The sequence below is a fragment of the Streptomyces sp. LHD-70 genome, assembly GCF_031157275.1.
Classification (GTDB): domain Bacteria; phylum Actinomycetota; class Actinomycetes; order Streptomycetales; family Streptomycetaceae; genus Streptomyces.
Genome location: NZ_JAVIFW010000003.1, coordinates 307,349 through 323,813, shown reverse-complemented (window position 1 = coordinate 323,813; position 16,465 = coordinate 307,349). Strand labels below are relative to the sequence as shown.

Below are 16,465 nucleotides of genomic sequence, written 5' to 3'. Positions count from 1 at the left end.
CTTTGTCCGGTGCGGCGAGTGGGGGTCCCCCCGGCCGGAGGCTGGGGGAGCGTGCCAGGCGTCGCCGGGCAGGCGGGACTTTACGGACACGGCCTAGGTCGTTTCCTTCGGCTCAGGCCGTCCGGGAAGAGGTCCCCTGGGCGTTCTCGGTGCGGTGGCGGTCGTGGTGGCGGGCGACGCGGGCGCGGTTGCCGCAGGAGGGTTTGCACCACTCCTGGCGCGGGTGCTCCTTGAGGAAATAGCGCACGCAGCGCGGGGCGTGGCAGGCCCGCAGCCGGGTGCGGTCGTCGCTCGCGAGGAAGACGGTGGCGGTGCGGGCGAGCGCGGCCACGAGCAGGTCGGCGGGCGGTGCCGGGGCGGTCGGCGCGTACGTGATCTCGGGTGCGGCGGACTCCGGCCAGGTCAGGCGGGGCGCGACGGGGACGCGGGCGGCGGCTGCGGCGAGCCGGTCGAGGGCCTCGGCGTCGGGGAGCAGCCGCTGCGCGTCGGCGGGGCTGGGCGGCCCGGGGCGGACGGCCCGGGCGAACAGTGCGCGTACGGCCTGGCGGAGTGCGCGTACGGCGGCGAGGGCGTCCGCGTCGGCGGCGAACGGGTCGAGCGGCGCCCCGGCCTCGGCGAGCTCATCGCTGTGCGCGGCGACCCAGCGGGCCAGCCCGTCGGCCCCGTCCAGATCGTCGGCGACTCCGCCCTTGCCGTCGTGGCGGACGGTGAGCGCGAGGTCGAGGACGAGCCGGTGTGCGGGCATGGGCTCGATGCTAGCTTCGGCGTCCGGCGGCGAGGGGGTACGGGGATGGCCCGGAAGCGGATCGATCACTGGAAGGCGGGGCTCACGCGCGTACCGGAGTCCGTGTGGGCGCGCGTGGACGCGGAGGAGCTGATCCTCGCGGACAACCTCCTCACGTCCGTCTCCCCGCGCCTTGCGGAGCTGACCCGGCTGCGGACCCTGGACCTCGGGCACAACCGGCTGGTCGCGTTGCCGGAGGCGATCGGTGAGCTGCGGGGGCTGTCCGGCTTCCTGTATCTGCACGACAACCAACTCGCCGCGCTGCCCGAGGAGTTGGGCCGACTGGTTCGGCTGCGCTACCTGAACGTCGGCGAGAACCCGCTCGGCCGGCTACCCGAAGCCCTGGGCGGGATGCGGGAATTGGTGGAGCTGCGCGCACAGGACGCCCGCCTCGTCGCACTTCCCGAGTCCGTCGGTGACCTTGCCGCTGTACGTGAGCTGTGGCTGCGCGGCAACCGGCTGACGACGTTGCCCGGCTCCGTACGACAGCTGCGCGGGCTGCGGGAGATCGAGTTGCGGGAGAACCGGTTCACGGCCGTGCCGGAGCCGCTGCGGGGGCTTCCGCTGCTGCGGCGCATCGATCTGCGCGGGAACGCGGTGCGTGAACTGCCGGACTGGGTCGAGGAGTTGCCCGTACTGGAGAAGCTGGATCTGCGGTGGAACCCGGTGGAGGTTCCGGCCGAGGCGGAGGCGCGGCTCTCCGCACGGGGGTGTGTGGTGTTGTGGTGAGCGCGCGACCCGTACGGCGCCACGTGGGGGTGTGGGCCGGGACGACGCCGTACTGCATCTGCGTGCGGAGGTGGGGCGGCCCGTTGTGTGGTCACTGGCCGAGTTCGCGGGGCGGGAGCCGTAGCGGGTACTGCTCGGCGCCAAGCGGGTCGCCCAGGGGCGCTAGGGCAGTCTCCCGATCTCTGCGGGGCCGCGACTCCCCCAGCCTTCGGCCGGGAGGTGCCCCCAGGCACGGCACCTCGCCGCACACCGAAATCACCCAAGAACGTCCAGTACGAGGGCAATCCGGGCGCAAGCCGATGCACTGCACCAGAGAGGCAGCGGGCTGATCCGCAAAGATCAGGGAGCCGAGCTCTAGACCGCGCCGTGTGCGGCCATGACGTGTTTGACGCGGGTGTAGTCGTCGAGGCCGTAGCGGCTCAGGTCGCGGCCGATGCCGGACTGTTTGTAGCCGCCGTGCGGCATCTCGGCGGGGATGACCTGGTGGCAGCCCAGCCACACACAGCCGAAGTCCAGCTCCGCGCTGACCCGCATCGCGCGGGCGAGGTCGGTCGTCCACACGCTGGACGCGAGGCCGAAGTCCACCCCGTTGGCGAGCTCGATCGCCTCGGCCTCCGTGTCGAAGGGCTGGACCGTGACCACGGGCCCGAAGATCTCCCGCTGCACCACGTCGTCCTCCTGCCGTACGCCGGAGACGACCGTGGGCGGGAAGAACCAGCCGGGGCGGTCGAGGCGGCGGCCGCCGGTCTCGACGCGGGCGTGGGCGGGCAGGTCCGCGACGACCGCGGCCACCCGTTCCGCGTGGGCGGCGCTGTTCAACGGCCCGCAGAACGCGTCGGGTTCGTCCGGCCCGCCGACTCGCGTGGCCCGTGCGCTCTCCACGAGTTCCCTCAACAGGGCGTCGTGGACGGGGCGTTGGACGAGTACGCGGGTCAGGGCCGTGCAGTCCTGGCCCGCGTTGAAGAAGGCCGCCGGGGCGAGGGCGCGGGCCGTGCGCACCGGGTCGGCGTCCGCGAAGACGATCGCGGGGGCCTTGCCGCCGAGTTCGAGGTGGACGTTCTTCACGTCGTGCGCCGCCTCGGCCATTACCTCGGAGCCGGCGCGGGTGCTGCCGGTGATGGCGACCATGTCGACGTCCGGGTGGGCGACGAGGGCGCGGCCCGTGTCGCGGTCGCCGCAGACGATGTTGACGACGCCCGCCGGGAACGCCTGCTGGGCGAGTTCACCGAGGAGCACGGTCGACCAGGGCGTGGTGTCGGACGGCTTGAGCACGACCGTGTTGCCGGCGGCGAGCGCGGGGCCGAGCTTCCACACGGCCATCATGAACGGGTAGTTCCACGGCGTGACCTGGGCGACGACGCCGACGGGCTCGCGTCGTACGTACGACGTGTGGCCCTCCGCGTACTCCCCGGCCGCGACGCCTTCGAGGACTCGGGCCGCCCCGGCGAAGAACCTCAACTGGTCGGCCCCGCGCAGGATTTCGAGCGTACGGGTCGCCTCGCGCGGCTTGCCCGTGCTGCGCACCTCGGCGTCGAGGAGCCGGTCGGCGTGCGCCACGACGAGGTCGGCCAGCTTGAGCAGTGCCTCCTGGCGGCGGGCCGGGGTGCTGCGGCGCCAGGCCGGGAGGGCGCGCCGGGCGGCGGCGACGGCGGCGTCCACCTCGGCCGCGGAGGAACGGGGCGACGTGCCGTACACCGCTTCCGTCGACGGGTCCGTCAGCTCCATCCGGTCGGCGGCCTTGACCGGGGCGCCGTCGACGATGTTGTGCAGAGTGAGGTCAGACATCGGCGGTCTCCTTGTGCGTGTGTTCCTGGCGCAGGCCCGCGACGGTGACGTGCGTGTGTTCCCGGCGCAGGCCCGCGACGGTGACGCCGGGCGCGAGCCTGCCCTCGGTCACCTTCAGCTCGATCAGCGCGGCCCGGCCGCAGGCCAGGGCCCGTTCCAGGGCGGGCCCGAACTCCTCGGTGGCGGTGACCGTTTCACCGTGGGCGCCGAAGGCACGGGCGTACGCGGCGAAGTCCGGGTTGCCGAGCGCGGTGCCGCTGACCCGGCCGGGGTAGGTCTGCTCCTGGTGCTGGCGGATCGTGCCGTACTGGCTGTTGTCGAGGACGAGGACGAGCGGGGCTGCGCCCTCGGCGACGGCGGTGGCGAGTTCCTGGCCGTTCATGAGGAAGCAGCCGTCACCGGCGACCGAGACCACGGTCCGGTCGGGGTGCGCGAGCGCGGCGGCGACCGCGGCCGGGACGCCGTAGCCCATCGAGCCGTTGCGCGGGGCGAGTTGGCGTGCACCCTCGTCGAGGGCGAGGAAGCGCTGCGCCCAGATGGCGTGGTTGCCCGCGCCGAAGGTGACGACCCGGTCCGACGGGAGCCGGGCGTCGAGGGTGGCGAAGACGGCGCCGAGGTCCAGCGGGTCGGCGTCGTGCAGCGGGGCGCGGAAGGCGAGATGGGCGTCCCGGTCCTCCTTGGTGCGGACGGCCCAGGGCGGGGTGGAGTCGGGGCGGTGTCCGCGCAGGGCGCGGCCTACGGCGGCGGGGGCGGCGAGCAGGGGCAGGTCGGGCGCGTAGAGCACGCCCGGGGGCAGCGGTTCGGGCAGCGCTGTGACCAGGCGGGGTCCGCCGCCGGTGGTGGGCAGCAGTGTGAAGGCGTCCGTGGGGACGTCGCCGGGGGCGGCGCCGAGCGCGATGACCAGGTCGGCGGTGCGCAGCCGCTCGGCGAGGTGGTCGGCGCGGCCGTAGCCGAGGGCGCCGACGTACGACGGGGAGTCGTGGCCGATGAGGTCCTGGCAGCGGAAGTCGGTGGCGACGGGCAGCCGCCAGGCTTCGGCCCAGGCCCGTACGTCGGCGCGGGCCGCGTCGGTCCAGCGGCTGCCGCCGAGCAGCACGAGGGGGCGTTCGGCGGTGCTCAACAGCTCGTCGAGGAGGGTGAGTTCGGCCTCCGAGACGGCCCCTTCGGCGGGGGCGGCGGGCTGCAGGTCGGGGACGCGGACGACGTCGGTGAGCATGTCCTCGGGCAGGCCGACGACGACCGGGCCCGGCCGCCCGCCCTCCGCCACGGCGAAGGCGCGGGCGACGTACTCGGGGATGCGCGTGGCGTCGTCGATCGTCTCGACGAGCTTGGCGCTGGCGCCGAACGTGGCGCGCAGGTCGAGCTCCTGGAAGGAGTGCCGGTCGGTGTGGCCGCGCGGGACGAGGCCGATGAACAGGACGAGCGGGGTGGCGTCCTGGTGGGCGGTGTGCAGGGCGACCAGGGCGTTGGTGGCGCCGGGGCCCCGGGTGGTGAAGCAGACCCCGGGGCGGCCGGTGAGCTTGCCGTGCGCCTCCGCCATGTAGGCGGCGCCGCCTTCGTGGCGGCACACCACCATGCGTACGGGGGCGTCGTGCAGGGCGTCGAGCGCGGCGAGGTAGCTCTCGCCGGGCACGCCGTAGGCGGTGTCGACGCCGAGCGCGACGAGCTGGTCGATCAGGACCTGTCCGCCGGTGCGGACAGGGTGGGGCGGGTTCATGCGGGGACCTCGACGTTCTCGGACGGGGTGGAGAGGGCGGCGCCGCGCCGGCGCAGGACCCGGCCTGCGGCGAGGGAGCCCGCGACGGTGCAGGCGGCGATGGCGATGAGCAGGAGCGCGGCGCCCCAGGAGGCGCCGCCGGCGGCACCGGTGAGGGCGGCGGCCATGAGCGGCACGAAGCCGGAGACGACGCCCGCGAGGTTGTACGACATGGCGACGGCGCTGTAGCGGAACTCCTCCGGGAACATGCCGGAGACGACGGCGCCGATCGGCGCGTACGGGATGGACAGGGCGCCGATGCCGAGCGAGACGCCGAGGTAGACCAGGCCGGTCTGCCCGGTGTCGACGAGCCAGAAGGCGGGGAAGGCGACGGCCATCGTGACGAGGCCGCCGAGGGCGCAGACCCGCCAGGCGCCGATCCGGTCGGCGAGTCGTCCGGCGAGGACGAGGACGACGATCTCGACGACGGCGCCGATGACCGTGGCGTTGAGCATGGTCTGCTTGTCGATGCCGAGTTGGTCGGTGCCGTACGAGATGATGAACGTGCTCATCAGGAAGAAGCCGCCGACGCCGAGGAACGCGGCGCCGATGCCGATGATCATGCGGCCCCAGGTGCGGCGGAAGGCCTGGACGAGCGGGGCGGGCTTGGGGCCGTTCTGTTCGGCGTCGGCCAGCATCTCGCGGAAGACCGGGGACTCCTCGATGTGGACGCGCAGCCAGAGCGCGAAGCCGAGCAGCGGGAAGGCGACGAGGAACGGCACGCGCCAGCCCCAGGAGTAGAACGCGTCGTCCGGCAGCATCCCGACGAGCGCGAAGGCACCGGAGGAGAGCAACGTGCCGACGGGCGAGCCGAGTTGGGGGACGGCGGAGTAGCTGCCGTGCTTCTCCTTCGGGGTGTGCTCCAGGGTGAGCAGCATCGCCCCCGACCACTCGCCGCCGACGGACACGCCCTGGAGGAAGCGCAAGGCGGAGAGCAGGACGGGCGCCCAGATGCCGATGGTGTCGTACGTGGGCAGCAGGCCGATGCAGCCGGTGGTGGCGCCCATCATCACGACGGTGATGATCAGGGAGACCTTGCGGCCGTAGCGGTCGCCGATGTGGCCGAAGATCGCGGCGCCGATGGGCCGGGCGACGAAGCCGACGGCGAAGGTGACGAACGCGGCGATCGTGCCGACCGCCGGGTCCAGTTCGGGGAAGAACAGCTTGTTGAAGACGAGCGCGGCGGCGGTGCCGTAGAGGAAGTAGTCGTACCACTCCAGGGCGGTGCCGCTGAAGGCCGCTGTCAGCAGTCTTCTGATGTCCTTGAGTTCTGGCTTGGTGGGCGTGCTCACGCGTACTCCTGGGGAGGTGCGGCCGCGGGCGGGCCGAGGGGACGGGGGACCGGAGCGTGCGGGTCGGATGCGGGTGGGGATGCGGGTGCGGGTGCGGCCGTTTGCGGTTCAGGCGCGGGTGAGGCCGTGCGGGTCGTGGGCGGGATCGCCGCCCACGACGGTGGCGAGGACCCCGATATCGCCGATGCGGCCGGGGTCGGTGCGGACGGGGTCGCCGTCCAGGACGGTGAGGTCGGCGAGCTGCCCGGGGACGAGCCGTCCCTTGCGGCCGCCGAAGCCGGTGGCGCGGGCGGAGCCGTCGGTCCAGGCGCGCAGCGCGGCGAGCACGGGGATGCTCTCGTCCGGGCCGTACGGGACGCCCGTCTCCGTCAGCCGCGTCACCATCGACTGGATGGCGGGGAGCGGCGCGCCGGGGGCGACGGGCCGGTCGGAGCTGCCGGGGACGGGCAGTCCGAGGTTCAGGAAGGAGCGCATCCGGTACGACCAGGCGGTGCGTTCGGGGCCGAGCGCCGCGGCCATGGCGTCGCCGAAGGTGTGCAGGAAGTTGTGCTGCGGTACGGGCACGACGCCGAGTTCGGCGAAGCGGGCCAGCTGGTCGGGGCGGACGATGCCGGCGTGCTCGATCCGGTGGTGCACGCCGGGGCGGGGCCGCTCCTTGTGGGCGCGGGCGAACGCGTCGAGCGCCAGGTCGACGGCGCGGTCGCCGATGGCGTGGGCGGCGACGGTCCAGCCGGAGCGGTGGGCGCCCACGACGAGGTCGGTCATGGCGTCGGCGTCGCCCTGGAAGTAGCCGGTGGGCCGCTGCTCGTTGTGCGGGCAGCCGCAGAAGGGCTCGGTGACCGCCGCCGTACGCCCGAGCAGTGAACCGTCGAGGAAGATCTTGACCGGGCCGAGCGAGAGCCGTTCGTCGCCGAAGCCGGTGCGCATCCCGAGGTCGAGGCCGAGCGTGATCGCGTCGTCGGCGTGCGCGGTGAGCGGGTGCAGGACGTCGGAGGCGGCCATGAGCTGGGCTCGGGTGTGCAACCTGCCGGTTTCCAGGGCGAGTTGGTAGGCGCCGAGCTCGACCGGGGTGTGCCCGATCCAGCCGCCGCCGATCCCCGCCTCGGTGAAGCTCGTGACGCCCTCGGTCAGATAGTGCCGGGTCGCCGCGTCCACGGCGTCGGCGACGGCCTCCGCCGGGTACGGCAACACCTGGTCCTGCACGAGCCGTTGGGCGGTCTCTTCGAGCAGTCCGTTCGGGCGGCCGTCCGGATCGCGGGCGACGAGACCGCCGTCCGGGTCGGGGAATCCGTCCTCCAGGGCTCCGGCCGTGCGCAGCACGGGGGTGTTGACCACGCAGGCGTGCCCGGAGGTGTGCTTGATCCACACCGGACGGCCGGCCGCCGCGCGGTCGAGGGCGTCACGGTGCGGGTAGTGGCCGCCGAGGTTGTTGTGGTCGAGCCCGGCGCCCAACACCCAGGCATCCGCGGCGAGTTGCTCGGCATGGGTGGCGACCGCGGCGTAGACCTCCTCGACCGTGCGGCAGCCGGAGACGTCGAGCTGGGTGAGGTTGAGGCCGAACCAGGCGGTGTGGCAGTGCGCGTCGTTGAAGCCGGGCAGCACGGTGGCGCCGCCCGCGTCGAGGACGCGCCGCGCGGGCAGGGCGGCCACGTCGTCGTCCAGGCCCACTACGCGGCCGTTCAGTACGCCGAGGGTGTGGGCCGTGGGGTGGTCCGGGTCGAGGGTGCGGATGTGGGCGTTGCGGACGAGCAGGTCGAGTCGCATGGGCGGGGCGCCTCCGGATAGGGGCTCAGGCGAAGTGGTGCAGCTGGGCGAGCGGCAGTTCCGTGGCGGGCGCGGTGCCGGTCTCGACGCCGTCGACCAGGACGGGCGCGGGCTCGCGCGGCACGACCACGCGGGGCGTCGCTGTGTTGTGCAGCATGTCGGCCCGGGTGAGGCCGCGGCTGTCGCGGATCGGCGCGTACGTGAGACCGGACGGCAGCGCGGCCCGCGCGGCCCGGTCGGTGAGGGCGGCCTCGGCGACGAAGACCTTGGCGAGCCGTGCGGGCGCCGCGCCGAGGGCCCCGAAGTAGGGGCGGTAGACGCGCGGCTGGGTGAGCCGGGTCGAGCCGGAGCCCGAGCCCGTGTTGCCCCACGCCACGAACCCGGCCTTGATGACCAACTCGGGCTTGCTGCCGAACCACTTGGGGTCCCACAGGACGAGGTCCGCCATCCGCCCCGCCTGCACGGTGCCGACCTCGTGGGCGAGGCCGTGCGCGAGCGCCGGATTGAGGGTGATCTTGGCGAGGTAGCGCAACGCCCGTGCGTTCTCGGGCCGTTCCGCTCCCCCGCCACCGTTCGCGCGCGCCTGCACGTGGGCGAGCTGCCAGGTCCTGCGTACGGTCTCGGCGATCCGGCCCATGCCCATCGAGTCGGAGTTGACGATGGAGATCGCGCCGAGGTCGTGCAGGGCGTTCTCGGCGGCGATGGCGTGCTCGCGGATGCGCCCCTTGGAGATCGCCACATCGCTCGCGGAGTGGTGGTTCTGCCGGTGCACGGTCATCGTCATCGGGAACAGCTCGCCGACCGTGTTCGGGGTGTACGGCACGGTGGGTGTCGTCGACGAGGGCAGGATGTTCGGCTCGGAGAGGATCTCCAGGAGGTCGGGGTGTCCGCCGCCGCCCTCCACGTGGTACGCGTGCACGGTCCGGCCACGCGTGGCGCCCACGGTGTCCCTCAAGTACCCGGACTCGTTCATGGAGTCGGTGTGCAGGGCCACCGGCAGGTCGGCCTGCTCGGCGGTGTCGAGGCAGGTGTCGATGATCCGCGGGGTCGCGCCGAAGTCCTCGTGGATCTTGAAGCCGCCGGCCCCGGCGAGGGTGATCTCGTCGAGCAGCGCCCTCGAACTCGACGAACCCCGGGCCAGGAACGCGATGTTGAGGGGCGTGCCCTGCCAGGCGCTCATCAGGGTGTGCAGATTGTGGGCCGGGTTGCAGCCGATCTCCCACACGCCCCCGAGCCCCATGCCGACGAGCGTGGTGACCCCGGCGGACAGCGCGGCCGGGGCGACCTCCGGCGAGGACAGGTGCACATGGCTGTCGACCACACCGGGGGTGGCGATGAGGCCCTCCCCCGGCACGACCGAGGTGTGCGAGTCGATGGCGTAGTCCACGTCCATGACGTCGGGGTTGCCGACGCCGCCGACGGCGACGATCCGCCCGTCCTTGATCCCGATGTCGGTCTTGCGCACACCGAGCACCGGGTCCATCAGGACCACCCCGGCGACGACCATGTCGAGGGCGGACTCTCGGTCGGAGCGCGGCGAGGCGAGCAGCCCGTCCCGGACGGTCTTGCCGCAGCCGCCGAGGAGTTCGTCGCCCGGGGTGCCGTCGTCGGCCTCGACCTCCACCCACAGACAGGTGTCGCCGAGCCGGATCCGGTCTCCGGTGGTGGGCCCGTACAGCGCTTGGTACGTACGGCGGTCGACGCTGGTCATGCGCGCTCCTGAGTCTTGCGGCTGGCCGGGACGAGGACGACTTCGCGTTCTTCGCCGGGCTCGAAGGCGAGGGCGGTCCCGGCGGCGATGTCGAGGCGCAGGCCCCGGGCGGCCTCCCGGTCGAGGTCGAGGGCCCGGTTGACCTCGTGCAGCGGGTAGTGCGAGGAGAGGTAGACGACCGTGTCGCCGGTGTTGCGCACGGTGAGGGTGGTGCGCGGGCGGCCCACGTTGATCTCCACCGGGGTCTCGCCGGTCCGTACGGCACCGGGCGGCTCGGCACCACTCTGCGCGGCCGGGCCGCCCGCCTTGATCGGGTGGTCGACGGCGACCAGCGAGGTGCCGCTCGGGAACAGCGCCTCGACCTGCACGGTCGAGACGATGGCGGCGACGCCGTCCCGCACGTCGTCCGTGGTCAGCACCCGGCGGGCCACCTCGATCACCTCGTCGAGGCTCAGCCCGTCCCAGGCGGCCTCGAGGATCTCGTCGCAGATCAGCGCGATGGCCTCGGGGGCGTTGAGGAGGCGGCCTCGGGCACGGCGGCGGCGCGCGAGTTCGGCCACGGTGAACATCTGCAGCCGCTCCTGCTCGCGAGGGGTCAGATGCACGTCGAGTGGCCCTCCTGATCGGTGGGACCCGGGCGGTCGGCCTCGGGACCGCCTCAGCTTCGGGGGCGGCAGGCACAAATCCAAGGTGGAAACATCACCCGTACGGCCCCCAGAATTGGGCACATGCACAATTCCCCGGGGCCGGACCCCACGCTCCCCGCACCCTCGCCCCGGATCGCCGAGCTGGCGGGGCAGTGCCTGGACAACATCGACGGGCTCATCGGCGACTGGCTGGACATGGTCCACCCGGTGCGGTCCTCGTACGCGGACCGGGTGCCCGACGCCCAGTTCCGCGACTCGGCGTGGCAGGCCTTCGAGCTGCTCCTGCGCACGGTGGCTCAGCTGCCGGTGCCGCCGCACATCGCCGACGTCTCGCGCCGGGTCGGCGAGAACCGGGCTCTGCAGGGCGTTCCCCTGGACGCTCTCCTCGAAGCCGCGCGCCTCGACTTCCGGGTGGTGTGGGCAGCGCTCGTACGGCGGGCCGAACCGGCCGACATGACCGAACTCGTCGGCTCCGCCTACCACGTGTGGGAAGCCGTCGAAGGCCATGTCACGGGGATCATGACGGCCTATCAGCGCACGGTCCTGGAGATGGGCCGACGCGAGGCGGACGAGCGGCGCATGTGGTTCGCGCGGCTGATGGAGAGCGAGGGCCACAACCCCACGGTCGTACGGGACGCCGGGCTCGCCCTCGGGTTCGCGGCGGACGGCCGTTTCCTGTGCGCGGCGTCGTCCGCGGCGGCCGGGCCGGGGCTGCACCAGGCGGCGACGGCGCTGCGGGCCGCCGGTGCTCCGGTGCAGCAGCAGATGGTGGGCGGCGACGCGGTGCTCGTCGTCCAACTGGGCCGCCAGACCACCCGCGAGCGCGTCACCGAGCTGCTCGCGGACTCGCCGTGCGGGATCGCTCCCGAAGCGGCGGGCCTGGCCGCCGTACCCCGCGCCGCCGGTCTCGCCATCGCCACGGCACAGGTGCTGCCGCCTCAGGCGCACGCACCACGCCTCCTGGAGGACTGCTGGCTCGACGTACTCGCCCACCGCGCGGGCGACTTCGCGCGCGATCTGGCCGACGACGTCCTGGGCGGCCTGGACGCCCCCGCCGTCTCACGCTCGGAGGCGGCCCGGCTCCTGGAGACCGTACGGACACACCTGGAAGGCAGCGGCTCCATCGCGGAGACCGCCGAAGCCCTCTACTGCCACCGCAACACCGTCCAGCACCGCTTCGCCCGCTTCCACGAACTCACCGGCCGCGACCCACGCCGCCCCGACGACGCGGCCCTCGTCGCGGTCGCCCTGCGGGCCCGCCGCCCCGGGCCCGAACCGGCCTAGGCCGTGTCCGAGGCGACGCGGCGTACTGGCATGCTGCGGTTCCATGAAGATCGCGACAGCCCAGCTCACCTGCACCCCTGCCGACCTCACGGGGAATCTGAAGCAGCTCGGCGGCCTCGCCGAAGAGGCCCGCGGGCGGGGCGCCGAGCTCGTGGTCTTCCCCGAGCTGGCCCTCACCGGGTACGAGCTCGATGCCGTACTGTCCCGGCGCGACCTCTGGATCCGGCCGGACGACGCCCGCCTGGACGCGCTTCGGGCGGCGGGCATCGGCATCGTCGTCAACTGCGTCGCGGCCACCGAGGAGGAGCGGCCCGCCATCGAGACACTGGTCTTCGGGCCGGAAGGCGACCTGCTCACCACGTACCGGAAACAGCATCTGTTCGAGCACGAGCAGGAAGCGTTCGTGGCGGGGCGGCACGACGGGCGGTTCGAGTTCGGCGGACTGCGTTTCGGCCTGGCCACCTGCTTCGACAACCACTTCTCCGCCCTCCTCTCCCGGGTCGCCGCCGACCGGTGCCAGGTGCTCCTCGCCAGCTCTCTGTACGGCACGAGCGGCGGGGTGGAGGAGCTGGCGAGGGTGTATCCCGGCATCGCCGAGGCGTTCGGCCTGCACGTCGTCCTCGCCAACCACGTCGGCCCGGCGGGCCCCTGGACCGGCTGCGGCCGCTCCGGGCTGTGGTCGCCGGGCGGCGGCCTGCTCGTCCAGGCGGATGCCGAGCGGGCCATGGTCGTCCTGGCGGATGTGGAACCCGGTGCGGCCTAGGAACCTAGCGGCCTAAGGCCCTAAGCAGGCAGTTCGCGTGGCCAGCCCCCCGCCGAGCGGAGGAGGTCGATGAAGGCGCGCTCCGCCGGGGAGAGCAGGCGGTCGCGGCGGCGGACCAGGTTCACCGGGCGGGGGCGGGGCGCCGGGCTGACCGGGAGAACTGTCAGCGTGCCCGCGCGTACGTCGTCGACGACCGCGTGCTCGGAGATCAGCGCGATCCCCAGGCTCGCCGCCACACACTGCTTCGCGGCCTCCGGTCCCCACACCGCGCCGCGGGACACGGCGTCCAACTCCCATTCGGAGAGGGCCTGTTCCTGCAGCACCCTGGTCTGCGAGCCCGGTTCGCGGAGCAGGAAGCGGCAGTCGGCGAGGTCCTGCGGCCGTACCTCCGCGCGCCCGGCGAGGGGGTGTGCGGGGGACGCGACCAGGACGAGGCGCTCGTCGAGGACGGTCTCCGTGAGGAGTTGGGAGGCGGTGGGCACACCCGCGACGACCGCGACGCCGATGTCACCGGCCAGGAGCCGTTCCAGCACGGCCTCGTTGTTGCCGACGAACACATCGCACTCGATGCCGGGGTGCCGCTCCTGGAAGCGGGCGAGGAGGGACGGCAGCAGATAGGTGCCGACCGTCGTCGAACCGCCCACGAGGAGCCGTCCCGAAGCGAGGCCGCTGACCTGCTGCACGGCCGCCACCGCCTCCTCGGCGAGCAGGAACACGCGCTTGCCGTACTCGGCGAGCACCTCGCCCTCGGCGGTGGGCCGGGCGCGGGAGCCCGAGCGGTCGATCAGGGTGACCTTCAGGGACTGTTCGAGCCTGCGCACCTGGTTGGAGACGGAGGGCTGGCTCATGTAGAGCCGCTGCGCCGCCGCGGAGAAGCCCTGGTGCTCCACGACCTGCATGAAGATCCACAAACGGTGGAGGTTGAGTTCCACGCGCCCCCTCGCCCCACGCTCTCGTAGATCACCCGGCCCACTCCAGCCGATCACCGGGCGCCGAGCCTAGCCCGCCCCCGGCCCGCCGGGGAGGCCCCGGACCTGCCCGCTCTCGGAACGGGGGGCTATGGCCGCCATAGCGAATCCGGTGGTTCTTCCGGCCCGGCCGCCGGTGCTACCCATGGAGACGCGGCACGGTGAACGAGGAGGCCGGCCGCGAGACTTCGACCTCAGGGGTGGATCCGTACATGACCGAGCCGCTGACTGTGAACGGCCGCCACTACCACCGGCCCCACCGGCCCGTAGTCGTCGTGTGCATCGACGGCAGCGAGGACGCCTACCACGAGCGGGCCATCGCGGACGGCCGCATGCCGTTCCTGGAAGGCATGCTGCGAGGCGGCGCCGACCTGCGCGCCGACTGCACCATGCCGTCCTTCACCAACCCCAACAACCTGTCCATCGCGACGGGTGTGCCGCCCGCCGTGCACGGCATCTGCGGCAACTACTTCTACGACACCGCGTCCGGCACCGAGGTCATGATGAACGACCCCGAACTGCTGCGCGCGCCCACGCTGTTCGCGGCGTTCTCGCAGCGCGGGGCGAAGGTCGCCGTCATCACCGCGAAGGACAAGCTGCGCCGGCTGCTCGGCAGCGGACTGAAGGACGGCATCTGCTTCTCCGCCGAGAAGGCCGACCAGGCCACCGAGGAGGAGAACGGCATCGGCAAGGTGCTGGAGCGTACGGGCATGGAGCTGCCGTCCGTGTACAGCGCCGAGCTGAGCGAACTCGTCATGGCAGCCGGGGCCGACATCCTCGACAAGGACCGCCCCGACCTGATGTACCTGTCGCTCACCGACTACATCCAGCACAAGCACGCGCCGGGCTCGCCCGTCGCGAACAACTTCTACGCCATGCTCGACCAGTACTTCGAGCGCATCGACGCCCTGGGCGCCGTCCTCGTCGTCACCGCCGACCACGGCATGAACGCCAAGGCCGACGGCGCGGGCGCCGCACGCGTCGTCTTCCTCCAGGACACCCTGGACGACCGACTCGAACCGGGCGCCGCGCGGGTCGTGCTGCCCATCACCGACCCGTACACCGTGCACCACGGCGCGCTCGGCTCGTACGCGACCGTGCATCTGCCCGACTCGGCGGACCGGGAGGTCGTGGCCGCCGGGCTCGCCCGACTCGACGGCGTGGACGAGGTGTTGACGCGCGAGGCGGCCTGCGGGCGGTTCGAACTGCCCGGCGACCGGATCGGCGACCTCGTCGTCATCGCCGAGCGCAACACGGCCCTCGGCACCACCCCGGCCCGGCACGACATCTCCGGCTTCACCGAACCGCTGCGCTCACACGGCGGACTCAGCGAGCAGAAGGTGCCGTTCCTCGTCAACGCGCCCGTCGAGGGCCTGCCCGCCGGACACCGGCTGCGGAACTTCGACGCGTACTGGGTGGGCACCGCCGTCGCCGCGGGCGAACCGCTGCCCGCCGCCTGAGCGACCGGGTCCCGCGCCCGTGCGCGGGACCCGCCGCTGCTCCAGGAAACGACCACCCCCCACGCATCCGTATCGGCACCGAGGACGAGGGACAGGACACCGCCATGGCCGACCTCGCACCACTGCAAGGCAGTTCACGGACCGACAGGGGGAGCACCGAAGCCACTCGCTGGCGCTGGCGGATCTTCGCCGTCACCTGGCTCGCGTACGCGGGCTTCTACTTCGTACGCCAGGCCTTCTCGGTCGCCAAACTCGGCATCCTGGAGGACCCGGCGCTGGGCGGCGTCCTCACCGAGCAGGTTCTCGGCGTCATCGACGCGGTCTATCTCGCCGCGTACGCGGTGGGCCAGTTCCTGTGGGGCATGTGGGCCGACCGGTTCGGGCCGCGGGTCGTCGTCATCGGCGGCATGGTCGGCGCGATCGTCGCCGCGTGTGTGATGGGGGTGAGCAGTGCGCTGCTCGTCTTCGGCGGCGCCATGGTCGTGCAGGGCCTCGCGCAGTCCGCGGGCTGGGCGCCGCTGTGCAAGAACATGGGCAGCTTCTTCCCCGTACGCCAACGGGGACGTGTTCTCGGCTTGTGGAGCACCAACTACGCCTTCGGCGGGCTCGCCGCACCGCCGTTCCTCGGCTGGGTCGCCTACTCCCTGTTCGACAGCTGGCGGATCGCGTTCTTCGCGGGCGCGGCGACCCTCGCCGTCGTCCTGCTGCTGTTCGTGCTGCTGCAGAAGAACTCCCCGTACGACGCGGGGATAGCGGAGGCCGACGAGCCGGTCGCCGCGGCCGAGGAGCCCGACCAGCCGGTCGCCGCGGCCGAGAAGCCCGGATCCGCCGAGGAGTCCGGACCCGCCGAGCCGCCGGAGCCACGCAGGACCGGGCTCGCGCTCTACCGGGAGACGCTGCGCGACCGGATGGTGCTCACGCTCGGCGCCGCCTACTTCCTCCTCAAGCCCGCCCGTTACGCGATTCTGCTGTGGGGCCCGGTGCTCGTCAGCCGGCGGCTGCCCGATGTGGACAAGGTGGGCGCGGTCCTCATCCCGATCTCCTTCGGCGTCGCGGGAGTTCTCGCCCCGATCGTGGTGGGCTGGCTCTCGGACAAGCTGTTCGGCTCCCGCCGTGTGCCGCCGTGCGTACTCGCCCTGGGCCTGCTGACGGTGACGCTCACGCTGTTCATGCCGCTCACCGCCACCGGCAGCGTGCCCGTGATGATCGCCGTGCTCGCCGTGATCGGGCTCACCGTGTACGCCGCCGACTCGATGATCTCCTGTGTCGCGGCCGTCGACTTCGGCACCGACAAGGGCGCGGGCACGGCCGCCGGGCTCGTCAACGGCTGCGGTTCCGTCGGGGCCATCCTGGGCGGGCTGCTGCCCGGGTTCCTCTCCGGCGGTGTGCTGTTCACCGGCTTCGCGGGGGCCGCCCTCCTCGCCGGACTGCTGATGCTGCCGCACTGGAACCGGCGCCCGCGCACGGCGAGTTGAGCCGCGCCGACCCCGACTCCCCCACTTCCTCCCCTCGTTGGACCCGT

The 16,465-nt window shown here is 72.9% G+C and carries 13 protein-coding genes; 5 read left to right on the top strand and 8 right to left on the bottom strand.

Annotation, left to right across the window (positions count from 1 at the left end):
• Nucleotides 1-112 precede the first annotated feature (112 nt).
• Nucleotides 113-745: a CGNR zinc finger domain-containing protein gene (locus RCO28_RS09520; protein ID WP_308940560.1), complete on the bottom strand. Its 633-nt coding sequence runs from the start codon at nt 743-745 to the stop codon at nt 113-115.
• 45 nt (nt 746-790) lie between these two features.
• Here RCO28_RS09520 and RCO28_RS09515 point away from each other — a divergent pair, with 45 nt between their 5' ends.
• Nucleotides 791-1,513 carry a leucine-rich repeat domain-containing protein gene (locus RCO28_RS09515; RefSeq protein WP_308940559.1) on the top strand — a complete coding sequence of 241 codons (723 nt, stop codon included), beginning with the start codon at nt 791-793 and terminating at the stop codon, nt 1,511-1,513.
• Nucleotides 1,514-1,867: 354 nt separating this feature from the next.
• Here the strand turns inward: RCO28_RS09515 and RCO28_RS09510 are convergent, their stop codons facing one another.
• The 6 genes from RCO28_RS09510 to ureA all read right to left on the bottom strand — a co-directional run bounded on the left by RCO28_RS09510 (nt 1,868) and on the right by ureA (nt 10,426).
• A complete protein-coding gene (locus RCO28_RS09510; protein ID WP_308940558.1) occupies nt 1,868-3,298 on the bottom strand; it encodes an aminobutyraldehyde dehydrogenase in 1,431 nt (476 codons plus the stop codon).
• Complete coding sequence (locus RCO28_RS09505; protein WP_308940557.1) at nt 3,291-5,015, bottom strand: thiamine pyrophosphate-dependent enzyme; 1,725 nt, start codon at nt 5,013-5,015, stop codon at nt 3,291-3,293. The genes RCO28_RS09510 and RCO28_RS09505 overlap by 8 nt, the downstream gene beginning before the upstream one ends.
• Nucleotides 5,012-6,346: an MFS transporter gene (locus RCO28_RS09500; RefSeq protein ID WP_308940556.1), complete on the bottom strand. Its 1,335-nt coding sequence runs from the start codon at nt 6,344-6,346 to the stop codon at nt 5,012-5,014. Before RCO28_RS09500 ends, RCO28_RS09505 begins: the two co-directional genes overlap by 4 nt.
• A 108-nt stretch (nt 6,347-6,454) precedes the next feature.
• The gene (locus tag RCO28_RS09495; protein WP_308940555.1) at nt 6,455-8,110 is read right to left on the bottom strand and encodes an amidohydrolase; all 1,656 of its coding nucleotides are present in this window, start codon (nt 8,108-8,110) and stop codon (nt 6,455-6,457) included.
• Nucleotides 8,111-8,135: 25 nt separating this feature from the next.
• The gene (locus tag RCO28_RS09490) at nt 8,136-9,821 is read right to left on the bottom strand and encodes an urease subunit alpha (protein WP_308940554.1); all 1,686 of its coding nucleotides are present in this window, start codon (nt 9,819-9,821) and stop codon (nt 8,136-8,138) included.
• Nucleotides 9,818-10,426, bottom strand: a complete 609-nt coding sequence (gene ureA / locus RCO28_RS09485) for an urease subunit gamma (protein WP_308940553.1) — start codon at nt 10,424-10,426, stop codon at nt 9,818-9,820. The genes RCO28_RS09490 and ureA overlap by 4 nt, the downstream gene beginning before the upstream one ends.
• Nucleotides 10,427-10,549: 123 nt before the next feature.
• Between ureA and RCO28_RS09480 the strand changes: the two genes are divergently transcribed.
• A complete protein-coding gene (locus tag RCO28_RS09480) occupies nt 10,550-11,752 on the top strand; it encodes a helix-turn-helix domain-containing protein (protein WP_308940552.1) in 1,203 nt (400 codons plus the stop codon).
• Between the two features lie 43 nt (nt 11,753-11,795).
• Nucleotides 11,796-12,515 carry a carbon-nitrogen hydrolase family protein gene (locus RCO28_RS09475; protein ID WP_308940551.1) on the top strand — a complete coding sequence of 240 codons (720 nt, stop codon included), beginning with the start codon at nt 11,796-11,798 and terminating at the stop codon, nt 12,513-12,515.
• Between the two features lie 20 nt (nt 12,516-12,535).
• Here RCO28_RS09475 and RCO28_RS09470 read toward each other — a convergent pair whose 3' ends face one another.
• On the bottom strand, nt 12,536-13,447 hold the full coding sequence (locus tag RCO28_RS09470; RefSeq protein ID WP_308940550.1) for a LysR family transcriptional regulator: 912 nt from the start codon (nt 13,445-13,447) through the stop codon (nt 12,536-12,538).
• Nucleotides 13,448-13,695: 248 nt separating this feature from the next.
• Here RCO28_RS09470 and phnA point away from each other — a divergent pair, with 248 nt between their 5' ends.
• Nucleotides 13,696-14,943 carry a phosphonoacetate hydrolase gene (gene phnA / locus RCO28_RS09465; RefSeq protein WP_308940549.1) on the top strand — a complete coding sequence of 416 codons (1,248 nt, stop codon included), beginning with the start codon at nt 13,696-13,698 and terminating at the stop codon, nt 14,941-14,943.
• A gap of 104 nt (nt 14,944-15,047) precedes the next feature.
• Nucleotides 15,048-16,418, top strand: coding sequence for an MFS transporter (locus RCO28_RS09460; protein ID WP_308940548.1), 1,371 nt, complete (start codon nt 15,048-15,050; stop codon nt 16,416-16,418).
• Nucleotides 16,419-16,465: the final 47 nt, after the last annotated feature.